At 32.7% G+C, this 15023-nt stretch carries 17 protein-coding genes and 1 riboswitch; of the genes, 9 read left to right on the forward strand and 8 right to left on the reverse strand.

All coding sequences use genetic code 11. The features are described from left to right. Nucleotides 1-97: 97 nt before the first annotated feature. A complete protein-coding gene (locus SYNTR_RS08320; RefSeq protein WP_156204079.1) occupies nt 98-376 on the reverse strand; it encodes a DUF1294 domain-containing protein in 279 nt (92 codons plus the stop codon). A 171-nt stretch (nt 377-547) separates the two neighbouring features. On the opposite strand from SYNTR_RS08320, the gene SYNTR_RS08325 reads away from it, so the two are divergent. From SYNTR_RS08325 to SYNTR_RS08345, 5 genes are all read left to right on the forward strand, one after another. Beyond that, nucleotides 548-1132 carry a DNRLRE domain-containing protein gene (locus SYNTR_RS08325; protein ID WP_156204080.1) on the forward strand — a complete coding sequence of 195 codons (585 nt, stop codon included), beginning with the start codon at nt 548-550 and terminating at the stop codon, nt 1130-1132. A gap of 135 nt (nt 1133-1267) precedes the next feature. After that, nucleotides 1268-1894 carry a class I SAM-dependent methyltransferase gene (locus SYNTR_RS08330; protein WP_156204081.1) on the forward strand — a complete coding sequence of 209 codons (627 nt, stop codon included), beginning with the start codon at nt 1268-1270 and terminating at the stop codon, nt 1892-1894. Nucleotides 1895-2113: 219 nt separating this feature from the next. After that, nucleotides 2114-3436, forward strand: coding sequence for a dicarboxylate/amino acid:cation symporter (locus SYNTR_RS08335; protein ID WP_156204082.1), 1323 nt, complete (start codon nt 2114-2116; stop codon nt 3434-3436). A 160-nt stretch (nt 3437-3596) separates the two neighbouring features. Continuing rightward, the gene (locus SYNTR_RS08340) at nt 3597-5003 is read left to right on the forward strand and encodes a response regulator transcription factor (RefSeq protein WP_156204083.1); all 1407 of its coding nucleotides are present in this window, start codon (nt 3597-3599) and stop codon (nt 5001-5003) included. Between the two features lie 100 nt (nt 5004-5103). Continuing rightward, a riboswitch (cyclic di-GMP riboswitch) is annotated at nt 5104-5179 on the forward strand. A gap of 14 nt (nt 5180-5193) precedes the next feature. Next, nucleotides 5194-6195, forward strand: coding sequence for a transglutaminase-like domain-containing protein (locus SYNTR_RS08345; protein WP_197079070.1), 1002 nt, complete (start codon nt 5194-5196; stop codon nt 6193-6195). A gap of 187 nt (nt 6196-6382) precedes the next feature. Here SYNTR_RS08345 and SYNTR_RS08350 read toward each other — a convergent pair whose 3' ends face one another. From SYNTR_RS08350 to SYNTR_RS11565, 7 genes are all read right to left on the reverse strand, one after another. Continuing rightward, nucleotides 6383-7600: an AfsR/SARP family transcriptional regulator gene (locus SYNTR_RS08350; RefSeq protein WP_156204085.1), complete on the reverse strand. Its 1218-nt coding sequence runs from the start codon at nt 7598-7600 to the stop codon at nt 6383-6385. 61 nt (nt 7601-7661) lie between these two features. Continuing rightward, nucleotides 7662-8447: a GGDEF domain-containing protein gene (locus SYNTR_RS08355; protein WP_156204086.1), complete on the reverse strand. Its 786-nt coding sequence runs from the start codon at nt 8445-8447 to the stop codon at nt 7662-7664. Between the two features lie 370 nt (nt 8448-8817). Next, nucleotides 8818-9426, reverse strand: a complete 609-nt coding sequence (locus SYNTR_RS08360; RefSeq protein ID WP_156204087.1) for a sortase — start codon at nt 9424-9426, stop codon at nt 8818-8820. Between the two features lie 9 nt (nt 9427-9435). Further along, nucleotides 9436-10839: an LPXTG cell wall anchor domain-containing protein gene (locus SYNTR_RS08365; protein WP_156204088.1), complete on the reverse strand. Its 1404-nt coding sequence runs from the start codon at nt 10837-10839 to the stop codon at nt 9436-9438. Nucleotides 10840-10911: 72 nt separating this feature from the next. Further along, on the reverse strand, nt 10912-11157 hold the full coding sequence (locus SYNTR_RS08370; RefSeq protein ID WP_197079071.1) for a hypothetical protein: 246 nt from the start codon (nt 11155-11157) through the stop codon (nt 10912-10914). Nucleotides 11158-11343: 186 nt separating this feature from the next. Further along, entirely contained in the window at nt 11344-12573 is a 1230-nt protein-coding gene (locus SYNTR_RS08375) for an AfsR/SARP family transcriptional regulator (RefSeq protein ID WP_197079072.1), read from the reverse strand. 49 nt (nt 12574-12622) lie between these two features. Then, complete coding sequence (locus SYNTR_RS11565) at nt 12623-12823, reverse strand: hypothetical protein (RefSeq protein ID WP_197079073.1); 201 nt, start codon at nt 12821-12823, stop codon at nt 12623-12625. An 80-nt stretch (nt 12824-12903) separates the two neighbouring features. On the opposite strand from SYNTR_RS11565, the gene SYNTR_RS08380 reads away from it, so the two are divergent. From SYNTR_RS08380 to SYNTR_RS08395, 4 genes are read left to right on the forward strand one after another with little or no spacing between them, the layout of a single operon-like run. After that, on the forward strand, nt 12904-13071 hold the full coding sequence (locus tag SYNTR_RS08380) for a Flp family type IVb pilin (protein ID WP_156204090.1): 168 nt from the start codon (nt 12904-12906) through the stop codon (nt 13069-13071). Nucleotides 13072-13099: 28 nt separating this feature from the next. Then, nucleotides 13100-13585 (forward strand): A24 family peptidase, encoded by a 486-nt coding sequence (locus tag SYNTR_RS08385; RefSeq protein WP_156204091.1) that lies wholly within the window; start codon nt 13100-13102, stop codon nt 13583-13585. Continuing rightward, nucleotides 13579-13998 carry a TadE/TadG family type IV pilus assembly protein gene (locus tag SYNTR_RS08390; RefSeq protein ID WP_156204092.1) on the forward strand — a complete coding sequence of 140 codons (420 nt, stop codon included), beginning with the start codon at nt 13579-13581 and terminating at the stop codon, nt 13996-13998. Before SYNTR_RS08385 ends, SYNTR_RS08390 begins: the two co-directional genes overlap by 7 nt. 10 nt (nt 13999-14008) lie before the next feature. Next, nucleotides 14009-15013, forward strand: coding sequence for a pilus assembly protein TadG-related protein (locus SYNTR_RS08395; protein WP_156204093.1), 1005 nt, complete (start codon nt 14009-14011; stop codon nt 15011-15013). The last annotated feature ends 10 nt before the right edge of the window (nt 15014-15023 follow it).

Consider the following 15023-nt stretch of genomic DNA (forward strand, 5'->3'; position numbering starts at 1 on the left):
CAATAATAAAGAAATAGCTGCATTTCCTTTATTTATTGAATTTGGGGACGTTTTTCTTATTCTTTTTTGCAAATGATAAGAGAAGCTCCCCCTTGTTCTAACCTATAGTAAAAGCTAGTAGAACCAACTGAAAAAAGAATATAGATACCATATAAAGAGAAAATTTAATATGTCTAGTTTTATGTCTAAATATACGCATAGAAACTAACCCACCTAGTGCCCCACCTATAATAGAGCAAAAAAGAAGCTGGGCTTCGGATATTCGCCACCCTCCAACTATTGCTTGGTTTTTATCCCAAGCAAATATAACAAAGGTAATTATATTTAGAAAAGCTAAGTAAAAAAATAATGCCTTACCAGCTAATTCATTTAACATAAAACAAACCCTCAAAATTTCATTTCATGCAAATTATACCATAAAAACCAAAAAGCTATGGGGAAAACTCTTTTTTATAACTATATTTTTGTAAATATATACATTAAAAACTAATAATTGTCACATATGGTGGTCGGTTTCCATAAGTTAAATATGTAAGGAGGTGAAAAAATGAGTAATAACTATATCTCATCATGCGAAATCTACTTTCATCCAATCCAGGATGTTTATATTGCTGAATTTTTCCCTAATCAAAATTTTATTCAATCGGAGTTTTTATACGCTAATCGCTTCCAAGGAGAAGGTGATATTTACAGAAGCTTAGTTCAATTTGATTTATGTAGCTTGGTTTGTAACTATATACCACCTTGTAGCTCTATTAAAGGCGCATGGTTGGAACTGCCAATTCATAGAAATGAAGTTCCAGAAACGGATAATGTTTTTTATGTTCTTAGAGTAAAACAAGACTGGAATGAAAACACTGTAACTTGGGCTACTCAACCAACTTTTGACCCAACACCAGTAGGTGCAATAACAGTTGAGGCAGGATTTTTCGGAACTCTTTATATTGACTTAACAGATTTAGTTAGAGGTTGGTATGAAGGCTATTTTGTAAACCAAGGAATACTGCTAACATGTAATGAAGACTTTGACAGCTTGTTAGGATTTTTTAGTACTAGATATCCAGATAGTGATTTATGGCCAAGACTAGCAGTTGAATATGAAAAAGAATGTCCAGTAAATTTTAATTTATAATCCACGGACAGAATAACGAGACAGGGGGACATATTTAAACTCCCTCTGTCTTGCATTAGTTGATTATAATAGTCTAATATTGTAATATTATCTGATGAAAATATTAAACAAAGCTGGAAAGGATACTGTTTATTTATGGTTTGCAGTCTATGTAGTGGTCCTACCTCTTGGTTTTATAATTTCAGAAATAAAGATTACTATAAATGTGAAAAGTGCGCATCAATACTACTACACCCCAAATTCTTTCTCTCTTTAGAACAAGAAAAAGCACGCTATGAAGAACACAATAACTGTGTAGATGATTTAGGATATCAAAGATTTGTTTCTCCTATTGTTAATGCGGTTAAAGAAAACTTTGACAACAAAGCTAAAGGACTTGATTTCGGGGCAGGTACTGGCCCCGTTATTACAAAACTTCTAAGTGATGAAGGCTTTAACTTAGCACTATATGACTCATTTTTTTGGAATAATCCAAAGGTTTTAAACTCGCAATATGATTATATTGTTTGCTGTGAAGTAATTGAACATTTTAGGAATCCATTAAAAGAATTTAAACTATTAAGATCTCTATTAAACCCAGGTGGTATTATATTTGTTATGACTGAAATATATTCAGAAGATATAGATTTTAGGAAATGGCGCTATAAAAACGATGCTACCCACGTTTTTTTCTACCATAACGATGCTTTTAAGTGGATTAAAGACAATTTAGATTTTTCCAGATTAGATATTAATGGTAGGTTAATAGAGCTAGAAAGATAAGCAGAACAGGAGACCAGAACAGGGGACGGTTCTTTGTTCCAGAACAAAGAACCGTCCCCTGTTCTGGTGTTTATATAAAAAAACCAAAATTGTCTTCTGTAATTGTCTTTTGTATACTATTAAGCATATAGCAGGACCTACTGTGATTAATATTGAAGGAGAAAATTAATGTATGAATAAGTAATAGCTTCAGCAAAGATAAAAAAGGAGACATATAAAATGAAAAGTTATCTAGAATCATTAGATCCTAGACCACTAAAAAACCTAAATGAGCATTTGCAAAATCTAATAAATGGTAGGTTATGGGTTAAAATATTAATTGCCCTTGCTTTAGGTTTGATAGTAGGGACTTTATTGGGGCCAGAATTTGATTTAGTACGAGAGGATAGGGCGAAAACAATTGGAAATTGGCTAGCTTTACCGGGACACATATTTTTAGGAATGATTCAAATGATAGTTATTCCGCTTGTCTTTACTTCAATTATTACAGGGTTATCTGCAAGTGAAAACATGGAGCAATTAAAAAAGCTTGGAATTCGTGCGGTAGCATTTTTTGTTATTTTTACTGTTATAGCGATAGGAATAGGAATATCTTTAGCTTATGTAATAAAGCCAGGTGAATATTTGGATATGGCTACAATACAGGTGGAAACAGAGCATACACAAACACCACAAGTTGAGGAACCGCTAGAAACTCCTTCGTTTGGTCAGGTTCCAAGTGTAATAGCAGATGTTTTGCCAAGTAACCCATTAGGATCAATGGTAGAGAAAGAAATGTTTCAGGTAGTTCTTTTTGCAATTATTTTGGGTTTGGCTATCCTAGCTATGAATCCTAATCAGTCTAATGTGTTGCTAGAATTACTTAGTTCGATACAGGAAGTCTGTATGGTTGTGGTAAGGTGGGCAATGGTAATAGCTCCACTGGCTGTTTTTGGTTTAATAGCCAATACTGCAATAAAGACAGGTATTGATGCATTATCAGGAATGGCCGCTTATATGGGTACGGTGTTACTTGGACTACTATTGTTATTAGTTCTTTATTTGATAGTGTCCAAAATAGCTACTCAAACAACATTTAAATCATTATTATCTTCTAAAAGAGAGGTACAACTATTAGCTTTTTCTACTTCTAGTTCAGCGGCAGTAATGCCATTATCAATTCAAACAGCAGAAGATAAATTAGGGGTACGGTCCTCTATAGCACAATTTTTAGTACCCTTAGGTGCTACTATCAACATGAGTGGAACTGCACTTTATCAGGGAGTAGCGACTATTTTTTTAGCTCAGGTGTATCAAGTAGAGCTGAGTATAGCAGCCTTAATATTAATTGTTGTGACAACGGTAGGAGCTTCAATTGGTTCACCTGCAACCCCCGGAGTGGGTATAATCATTTTAGCCATGGTTTTAAACTCAGCAGGTATTCCGGTAGAAGGAATTGCACTTATTCTAGGTGTAGACAGGATATTAGATATGTGTAGAACAGCAATTAATGTAACAGGTGATTTATCTGCTTGTGTAGTCATAGATAGATGGACAAATTAAGGACAGGGGAAACGTCAGACAGTGCGAGAAACAACAATAGCTTTCACATGTTTGAACGCCCCTTGTTCCTAAGACAAAAGGCTAATTAGTTATAAAATTATATGCTATAATTATATTTAAGACATCACCCTTAAGGGGTGATTTTTAGTAGGTGAGGGTTATGCAAAGTTGGCCTATAGGACTTGGGTTTTGGGCTGGTTGGCTATGGGTAACTTTTTTAAATGGTCCATTTTTATATAAGCTTTTATTAACAACTGATTCATATCAAATCAATATAGTTATGCTATTATTTTTGTTTTTAAATGCCATTACATATTTGGTTTTGGCTAATGAGGATTATTTAAAAAAGTTTAATAATAACTCAATAATTTTTTGTGGCATGATTTTAATGGTGTGCTCTACATTGCTTATTGTTGGAGTTGCTTTTAGTACAGTTTTAAGCCTATACACACTATATTTAGCAGCTATTTTAGGCGGCATTGGTTCTGCAATAATTCTAATATTTTACGGTGATTTATATAGCCAATATAGTATAAAACATGCTGGATTATATTATGGAATATGTTTGGCTATTGCAACTTTGGTTTATTTGGGAATATCTTTTATACATTTAAACCTAGCTATTCTTATAACTTCACTTTTACCTTTGTTTGCTACCTATTATCTAATTAAAGGGATGAGTAATACTAACATAAATAAAATAGTTGATAATGAAGACTATACTAAATTAGGTAAGATATCTTTCATCCGTTTAGCTATTATGTTCTTTTTATTTTACTTTGTTGGTGGGCTAATGTATAACATTTTGAGCCTATTGCCGAATTTACCTAAACAACAACTATTTTGGTATAGTAGTATAATATATTGTGTAGTAATATTTATTGCTGTTGTAAGTATATTTAAGGATGAATTCACTTATCTTCGCTATTCCCATAATCTTGCATTACCACTATTAGGCATTGGCTTTTTGCTAGTACCTTTTTTAAGTGGAGGAAGTATTCTAATTTCGTTTTTGTTTTTTCAAATGGGATTTGCTGTTTTTGATTTTTTTGTTTGGATGATCCTTTGTTATATTGCTAAAACAACTGCAAATAAACGTCAAGTGTTTGCTTTTGGCTTCTTTATAATTACTTTATCTATGTTTGGCAGTTCTTTCTTTCATCAAGGTATAACTTTATATGTAACTAATGTTATTCAACAAATTAACACCCTGTCCATATTAGCCGCAATTTTGATGTTTGTATCAGCACCCCTATTTACAAATCTTTTTTCTATAGTTAACACAAATCAAGATAGTTCTGATGACATTATTTCTTTAGCTGAATCAGGAGCAACTTCTGATAATATAGCTGATCCTACCAACGTTTTTTCTGAATATGGGTTGACCGCACGCGAACACGAAGTATTAGACTTATTATTAAAGGGATATAATAACCCCAACATATGTAATTCTTTAAACATAAGTAACAATACTGTAAAAACTCATTTACGAAATATCTATAGAAAAGTTGAAGTATCAAATAGACAAGAACTTATCAATATTTATTATTCTCAAAAAAGAATATAAATGTCCCCTTGCCCTTAAACTTAATGTCACTTTATGGCAATTTAATGCTATAATAAATTAAGAATCTAAAAATTTAATATATGGTGTAATTAAAACTTTTCACCGATAAAGGCAAACCATCAGAAATGATGGGACGCAAAGCTAGAGGGCCTGTAAAATGGCAGCCAGCTACCGAAAGGGGAGTTTTTTTGTGTTTAAACGTTTTATATTTATAAAAATAATTGCATTAATCATAGCACTACTTTTTACCATATCTACAAATGTCTACGCAGTGGTACCAGGGTATGATTCTAATAAAACAATAGAACAAGCTAACTTAGCAGACGATGTTTTTACCCTCCAAACTAAAATTGATATAAAAAACAACAGTAATAACACTATAAATAATGTAAAAGTTAATCTCTCACTATTAGGAATAGATGATTCATTTCAAGAGCTTTTAAAAGAAGAGTTTTCTAAAAAACCTACTCAAATTGGTGAAAAGCAGTATCATGCTAGAGTAGCTACTTTTTCATTTGATTCTTTAGAACCTAAACAAACTAAAACTTTAGTTATAGAAAATGTGATTAATATTCACAGTAAAAATAATGGAATAGTCGAGGAGGACATACTAGAATATCTTGAACCTGCTAATAAAATCGAAAGTGACCATCCAGATATTATTAAACAAGCTCAAGCACTAACTAATAACCTAGATAACGATTATGAAAAAGCAAAATCAATATACGCTTTTGTACGAGATAATATTAATTATGACCTGCAATCACCCTATAGAAACAAAGGGGCATTAAGTGCATTTGTTACTCAAGAAGGGGTTTGTGAAGAATATGCTTCTCTTTTTGTGGCACTTTGTAGAGCATCTGAAATCCCTGCACGAATAGTAAATGGATTCGCTGACCCTAAAGCAAATGGTGAAACCTGGAATAAAAGTGCCAATGAAGCACTATCACTTAACCAATATCGTCATAGTTGGGCTGAATTTTATACAGAAGATAAAGGATGGCTACCAGCTGATCCAACATTTGATAGTCCTAATAAAGGTATGAAATACTTTGGCTCTATACCTTATCCTAGTCACATTGCACAAAACTATCATGACCTACCTTTGCAATTAAGCTATCAGGGGCCTAGAGGTTTGCCACTAGAGGTTAATTGGGATAATAAAATGATTTTCAATAAATTTGTTAACTAAAAATCTAATGACCTATAACAAATTACATCCTATATTTTTAAATAGCATAAGTCTTATTCGCTATTGACAAAATTTTCCTGCGCATATTACATTAAACTATGTAAAGTAGCCACATAAAAAGTTTTAAATTTAGTTCAGTTTACTAAGCAAGCTTTCTCTAGAGTAGTGATAATCTATACCCCTTGTCTCACAAGATGCTTTGAGTAATTTTTTTCATTTCAATACGTAAAAATACCTTTTCCTCGCTAGATTTGGTTTTAAAAACTTTATCAATCCTTTTTAATACATTCTCAGCTTGTTTTTCATTTAGGCTATTTAATATTAACAGGCACTGTCTGTCATTCCAACAAGTAACTGTATCACCTTTTCGAAGATTTTTTACCAATAATTCCTGTAAGTATCCAAGTATTTCTTTCATTTTTTCATTATTTCTACCCTGATATTTTAAATCTGTTAAAGATAATGCTACTAATATGGCTTTCGATTCATTTCTTTCAGAACGTCGACATTCAAGTTTGTATAAGTAGTTAAATATATCTATATCACATAAAAATGCTCCTATGCTTTTTTCTTTCTCTTCATTTAATCTTTTTTCTATATCTAATAACCTAAGTTCGGTATTGTTTGTTTCACCATTTAAATACCCCTTAATGTTTTGCATTTCAACAGAAGGTTTTACTCCTAATTCTTTATAAAAGCTTTTACTCATGTTTTGATAATGTTGTTCTGCTTGTTTTATTCTACCATCTTTTACTAAGGCATCTAAGAAGAATAAGTGGATACTTTCATCGTAATAATCTATTTCCAGCGCCTTTTCACAAGTAGAAATAATGTTAGTGTATTGTTTTTCTTTTTTTAACAAATTTAATAGTCTTTTTGAACCCTCTAAATATCTTCTTAGATAATAATGTCTTATTGGTATAACCCATTCTTGATATAAATTTTCTGCTAGGTAATCACCTTTATATAATTCTAATGCTTGTGTATATTTGTGAATTGAACCAGTAGGATTATTTATTTCTTCAGAGTTCGCCTCATTTAGCAATCTTTCAAATTCTTCAGTATCTAACTCGTAGTTAGACTCTTTGTTCCAGCAGTAACCACCCTGATTAAATTTTATACAAGTAAATTGTTTGAGTTCTTCCATATCTAAAATATTGCGCAAACGATAAACGAGTGTACGTAATGCATGCTTTGAATCAGTGTATTCTTCCTCCGGCCACAATGTATCCATAATAGCTTCTGGTAAAAGAATCCTGTCACGATAGGTGATTATGTATTTTAGTAGCTCCCACATTTTATAGGATCGCGTATGACTCTGTGAATACACCTGTGTACCTCTGCTAATTTCAAATTTTCCAAATGTTTTAATAACTAAAGGATTTATAGTTTCTTGCTTTAACATAAATCTCCCCCCCCCTTAAACATTTCTCAAATTTCATTCACTACACTATAGGTTTGCTCTATTACAATATTTTCTTAATATTGTTTTTAACAGATAGCTTGTGTTGATACATTCGACTATCAGCTATATCAATTAAATCTTCAACAAGCTTAGCATCTTCAGGAAAGCTTGCCACACCTAGACTTAGGCTTATTTTATGATTTATTTTTAGATTATCTATTTCTTGTCCTAACCGTAATGAAATTTGTTCTGCATTTTTTTTATTAGTATCGGGAAGTATTAATATAAACTCATCTCCACCATATCTGATAAAAACATCTGATTTTCTAATATGCTTTTTTATCTCTTTTGCAATACGATATAAAATCAAATCACCGGCTTGATGCCCAAAGTCATCATTAACACTTTTAAAATTGTTTATATCCATAAATACTATAGAAATTGGTTTATCTATTTTTTCTGCCGATAATATATTGTTTTTCAGTATTCTAAATAAAATATTTTTATTATATATACCTGTCAATAAGTCATAATTAGCTTGGTATATTAGATTACTTAAAGTTTTATGTATAAATATTGTCATTATAGTAGTACCTAGTATTAATAAAATATAAAACAAAATATTATATACTATTGAGTCAGAAGCTGCTATATTAGCAAAAACTCCTATAACTACCGCTAGTGCTATTAATGACAAACCGATTGCTATTAATATTATTAATGGTTTATCTTCCCTTAATATCTCAACTTGTACTAATTTCACAAGAATACTTGCAAGAATTACTGAACTTATTAGTGCTACCATAATGTATACATTTTTATCTATTAACAAAATTTCATTAAACATCAAATCACTCCTACTCAATAAGTTGGGTTCAATTTAAACTAATCATTTAAGAGGTTCATTAGTTTTAAACATCCTATAATAACTTGTAAATTTTTGATTTCGAAGCAATTATTTTACAATATTATATGCTGTTTTTTCATTAAGCACATCACCTTAAAGGGGTGATTTTAAGTGGGTGAGGGGGTTATGTACGGGTGCTAATACAACTTGGGTTTTAAGCTGGATAGCTGTGAGCAACCTTTCTAATTAGACCACTTATTTATAAATTGTTATCAACTTCTGATTCAATAAGTATTGTTTTGTTATCATTTTTGTTTTTAATATAATTGTTCGTATACAATCACAAGATGTTAGAAACTAAAAAACCAGTTTACTTAACTGGTCTTTTAGTTTCAGTTAGATATGCTCTAACAATTAATCGATCATTTCTGCCACCTGGTGGTCTTATTAGTGGGTCACAAGTAGTTAAGGTTATTGCTGGTTTAGGTGTTGGGTCAATAACACTCCAATCACGATTATGTGTTACAAAAACATTTTCTACAGAGTAAACATATTTTCTTTCTCTATAGTAAAGTTTTATAGAGTCTCCTGTATTAAGCTGGTGTAAATTTAAAAATGATTGATTACGGTGACCAGCAATACTAACATTGCCATTATCCGGGTAACCACTTTGTGGATAAAAACATAAACCTCTATCTAAATCCGACTGTTCCACACCATAATATATTTTTTCACTTAATTCTAAAGAGGGAATTTCTAAAACTCCTTTATCTTCTATTAATTTATCCGGTATAATCTCTTTTTCATTTTCAATTTCTTCATCTATGTTATTAGTAACAGTTAATTTTTCTTCCTCTATTACGTTCCTACTACTTAATTTGTTATAGTGATAATCGATATATGGAGAAAAGATAAATCCAATACCGACTAGTAATAAGAGTACACCAATAAATAAATACGTTTTACCTCTAAAACTCATAGAATTTTATTAAACCTCTTTACGTGACCTATTGATAAACCACATTCCACTTCCAGCTAATAAGGAACCAATAATGAATGCTACTGAGCTTCCACCTGTTTGAGGAAGTTTTGGAATAGGTTCATCTTCTGGAACTGGATCGTCTTCAGGATCAGGTACAATAGCTGGTGGATCAGGAGGTATTTCAATTTTCTCTTCTTCATCTTCAGGCTCTGGATCAGGCTCTACTCCTGGTGGTGTTGGGTCAACTGGTGTTATGGTTGTTCCACCGCCTCCACCGGAACCGCCTCCAGGTGTAGTGGTATCGTTATCAGATTTGTCATTGCCATTCTCGCCATTATCTCCGTTGTCTCCATTGTCTCCATTATCTCCATTATCTCCATTATCTCCATTATCTCCATTGTCTCCATTGTCTCCATTGTCTCCGTTGTCTCCATTGTCTCCATTGTCTCCATTGTCTCCATTGTCTCCATTGTCTCCATTGTCTCCATTGTCTCCATTGTCTCCATTGTCTCCATTGTCTCCATTGTCTCCATTGTCTCCGTTGTCTCCATTGTCTCCGTTGTCTCCATTGTCTCCATTGTCTCCATTGTCTCCATTGTCTCCATACCAGATATGGCTAAGAACTAGTTTTCCTTTTCCATCTGGTACACATACATATGCATCTTCTAGTGTATCAAGATTAGAAGTACCTACAAAAAAATGTTGAACTCCACCCTGGTCATTATTACCAGCAATAATACCTTCAACTTGTATCGAACCCGCAGTCTCAAATTCTGCATCTAATGTTAATGGCTCTTTATTAATACTAAGTTGATTTAAAACAAAGTGCCAAACGACTTCATATCCTTCATCACCAAGACCACCATGATCATTTTTTTCATTAATTTTTTTATTATCATCATTAGGTAATAATCCTGTTTTACTATTTGCTCCCCTGTGTGGTGAATGCAATTCTACTTTATCACAAGTATTTTCCATGTTTAATTCTTCATCCTCAACAGCTGTTGATTCAGCTTCATCTGATGAATCTGTGTCATTTTCATTGTTATCTTGACCAGGTGGTTCTGAGTCACTTTGTCCTGGTGCAATACTTTGCCCTGGTGGTTCTGAACTACTTTGACCCGGTGCATTGCTTGAACTGGCTTCACCATTTCCAGAGACTCCACCTGAGTTGTTACCGCTAATGCCCGGTGATTTGCCTGGGTTTGATCCGCTAGTACCGGGATTATCGTTTGAACTTGCTCCTCTAGCATCACTAGAAGATTCATGTACACCTCCAGGGCCATGACCTTGTCCTTTGTTGTTTCCTACTGAGTTATCTGCTATAGCAAAACTACTTGAAAATAGCATCATAAAAACAACAAATATAGCTAGAAATTTTCCTTTTTTCAATCCTCTAAATATACCCAATCCCTCCTTTTCTTTTTTATTAATTAATCCCCGTTTTTACTACTTTACATACATACTGCTAAGCTCTTAATCTTAGAACGATTCTTTCTTATCCCATTTTCTAAATTCATTGTCTGTTTCTGGTGTATCAGCTTCATTTAAGGCATCTTGTAAAAGCATGATCATTTCTAGTTCACTGCGAAATGGCATACTTTTTCTCCCATCAAGCCACTGAATTACCCCTTGCCAGCTCATATTTTGTCTGTAGTATATCCGAATTAAAAATGTAGTACCCCCTGTAGTTTCGAAGAATTCTTGCTCGAGGCTCTTGTCTTTCATATATTCCTCCTTTCCTATTTAATAAAGAATCCTTACTAAATAGTAAGCAGTGGTCTATTTAGAACTTTACATTTGAATAAATACAGGTGAATCATCTAAAAGTCACAACAAAATCACATCTAATAAAAAACACAAAAAAAGCCGTTAACAACGGCTTTTTTAAAGCAATTATTTTTTTATCATAATTTATGCATTCAAGGTGTTTTGAGAGATGTTTTTCATTTCAATTCGTAGGAAGACCTCTTCTTTACTAGATTTGGTTTTAAATCTTTTATCTATCCTTTTTAGTACACTCTCTGCCTGGGCTTCATTCAGACTATTTAATATCAATAGGCATTGTCTATCATTCCAAGAGGTAATAATATCACCTTTCCGAAGATTTGTTACCAATAATTCCTGTAAATGTTCCAGTATTTTTTTCATATTTTCATTATTTCTACCCTGATATTTTAAATCAGTTAAGGATAATGCTGCTAAAATGGCTGTAGATTCATTTCTTTCAGCACGTCGACATTCAAGTTTGTATAAGTAATTAAATATATCTATATCACATAAAAAAGCTCCTATACTTTTTTCACTCTCTTCATTATCCTTTAGCCTTTTTTCTATATCTAATAATCTAAGTTCGGTATTATTTGTTTCACCATTTAAATGCCCCTTAATGTTTTGCATTTCTATAGAGGGTTTTACTCCTAGTTCCTTATAAAAGCTTTTACTCATGTTTTGATAATGTTGTTCTGCTTGTTTTAATCTACCATCTTTTACCAAAGCATCTAAAAAGAATAAATGAATACCCTCATCGTAATAGTCTATTTCTAGTGCCTTTTCACAAATAGCAATAATGTTAGTGTATTGTTTTTCTTTTTTTAACAGGTTTAATAACCTTTTTGAACTTTCTAGGTATCTTCTAAGGTAATAGTGTCTTATTGGTATTACCCATTCTTGATATAAGTTTTCTGATAAATAATCACCCTTATATAATTCTAATGCTTTTGTATATTTATAAATTGCATTAGCAGGGTTTGTAACTTCTTCTGCACTAGCTTCATTTAATAATCTTTCAAATACTTCAGTATCTAACTCGTAGTTAGAATCTTGGTTCCAGCAGTAACCACCCTGGTTAAATTTTATACAAGTAGATTCTTTGGGCTCTTCTATATCTAAGATAGTGCGTAGACGATAAACAAGTGTGCGCAATGCATGTTTTGGATCAGTGTATTCTTCCTCAGGCCACAGTGTCTCCATAATTGCTTCTGGTAAAAGAATCCTATCACGATATGTGAGTATGTATTTTAACAGCTCCCACATTTTATAGGATCGTGTGTGACTCTGTGAATACACCTGTGTACCCCTACTAATTTCAAATTTTCCTAATGTTTTAATAACTAGAGGTTTTAAGGTTTCTTGCTCAATCATAAATCTCTCTCCATAAACACTTTTTTTAATATTATTCACCATTGTAATTTTATTTCCATTTTTTGTAAATAAAATTTTGCCATTTTTTGTATGCAGTTTGCATATATATAATTGAAGCTTTTCGTCCATCATGTGAAATTTTTTTATTGTTGTGACTGTTTTGTGATTTTGCAGTGATTTGACTATATTTTGATAGTTGTATATTAAGTTCAACAAAACAATTACTTAAATGGTCAGAGCGCTCAGCCATAAAAGTAGATGTACTGAAATAATGTATGACTATTTCAGTTAAAAAGTACTTAAAAAAAATATTAAAGGAGATGTGTATTAATGGAAATTTTAAAAAGGTTAGTTAGAGAAGAAGAAGGACAAGGAATGGTGGAGTATGGACTGATAATAGCTTTGGTAGCAATAGCTGTCATTACTGCATTAACTGCTGTTGGTGAAGAAGTTGGAACGGTATTTGATGACATAGTTAAAGGTCTTAAAGGTGACTAAATTACTTAGATAACTGAGGTGTTTTTACATGATTCTTACACCACTTACACTACTAGTGGTTGGGATAGCTGCCGGGTATGATTATATGACCCGGCGCATCCCTAATTTTTTAACTTTCCCAGCCATTATTTTGGGGTTGGGTTTAAATGCATATTATTATGGTTTTCCAGGTTTAGGTAATGGAGCACTGGGTATGCTCCTTGGTATAGCACTACTACTAATCCCCTTCTTTATCGGAGGGATGGGTGCTGGAGATGTAAAGCTTTTAGCTGCAGTAGGTGCTATAAATGGTACAGCTTTTGTACTAACTACATTTATTTATTCAGCTTTAATAGGTGGAATTATGTCTATCATAGCCATCATTTTAAAAAGGCAATTTAAAGCAACGATGAGTAATATGTTTTTGTTTATGGTACCCGGAGCAAAGATGTCACAGCCCAAAACAGGTATTCCTTATGGAATAGCGATATTTTTAGGCACAATACTATCCTTTTATACGGGGGTTATATGGTGAGAAGATTTAAAAGAAATGAATCTGGACAAAGTTTAGTTGAAATGGCACTAGTTCTTCCCATTCTATTAATGCTGCTTTTAGGCATTATAGAATGTGGAAGAATTTTTGGTAGTTATATGGAGCTACAAAGCACCGCCAGAGATGCGGTTAGATATGCGGCTGTGCATAATATTGCTGAGGAAGAGGACCAAGCCCCTGCGATTTTAACTTCTTTAATTGAAGGTCGTTTAGTGTTACTTGATCCTAATAATTTACGAATTGAGTTTGAACAAGAAGAATCCAATAATCAGAAGGATAAATGGGCTACTGTTAGTCTCGAATATGATTTGGATATTATTTACCCTTTTATTGGTTTAATAACAGATAACACCATTCTCGTACTAAACAGCGAAATGGTTATGAGAGTGGAATAGGAGGATAGAAATGAAAAAATTGATTAAGAAAGAAAAGGGTTCAGTGACTATTTTAACTGCTTTAGCCATGGTAGTACTTATTGGTTTTTCTGCCCTTGCTATAGATGGAGGTAATTTATATTTTAGACACATGAATTTGCAAGATATATCAGATGCTAGTGCTTTAGCAGGTTGTAAAGAGTTAATAAAATCTCAAGGTAATGATAATAAGAAAAAGGAAGACGCATTTGATAAAGCAATAGATTATATGGAGCATAATGGAATAACGGTTATAAGCCGTAATAAACATAACTATACTGCAATGATTAAGTTAAATGACAATGAAACAGGTGAAGTACTAGTATCCTTTCCTGATGGTACAAAAGAAGTCAAAGTAGACCTTAATATAGATACTACACTTTATTTCGCAAGGATTTTTGGTTCAAGTTCTAGTGAGGTTGCAGCTTCGGCTATAGCTAGCTCAGGTGGTGCAAGTCAATACACAGGAGGTTTGGTTCCTTTATCATTCTTTTGGGGAAAAGAAGAAGGAGAAGAAGAATATAAAACTGGTATAGAATATGAGTTAAGCTTGACATCAGGGGACGGTGAAAGCGGCAACTACGGGTTTTTAGATATAGATGAAAACCCTAATAAATTTTATGAATACTTAGCTGATGGTTATCCTGGCACATTAAGTGTAGGTGATGAAGTGCAAACCTACCCTGGTGTTAGTGCAGGTCTTATTGATAGGGGTATAGAGGATAGAATCTCTAATTGTTGCGGTAATTGTGACGAAGAAGAAAATTTCGACCCAGATTGTTCTAGAGTTGTAATTGTACCCATTGTCAGTGATTTCTTCGAGGATAACAATGGTAAAACTTGGATTGAAATTGTTGGTTTTGCTCAGTTTTATATCATTGACTATGACAAAAAAGATAAAATTTTAACTGGTGTATTCATTGAGGATGTTACTCATTCTCCTAGTCTATTTGACGCTCCTCAATACATGGTCCAATCAGTAAGACTAGTTCAATAAGAAAGGGAGG

The sequence above is a fragment of the Candidatus Syntrophocurvum alkaliphilum genome, assembly GCF_009734445.1.
Classification (GTDB): Bacteria; Bacillota; Syntrophomonadia; order Syntrophomonadales; family Syntrophomonadaceae; genus Syntrophocurvum; species Syntrophocurvum alkaliphilum.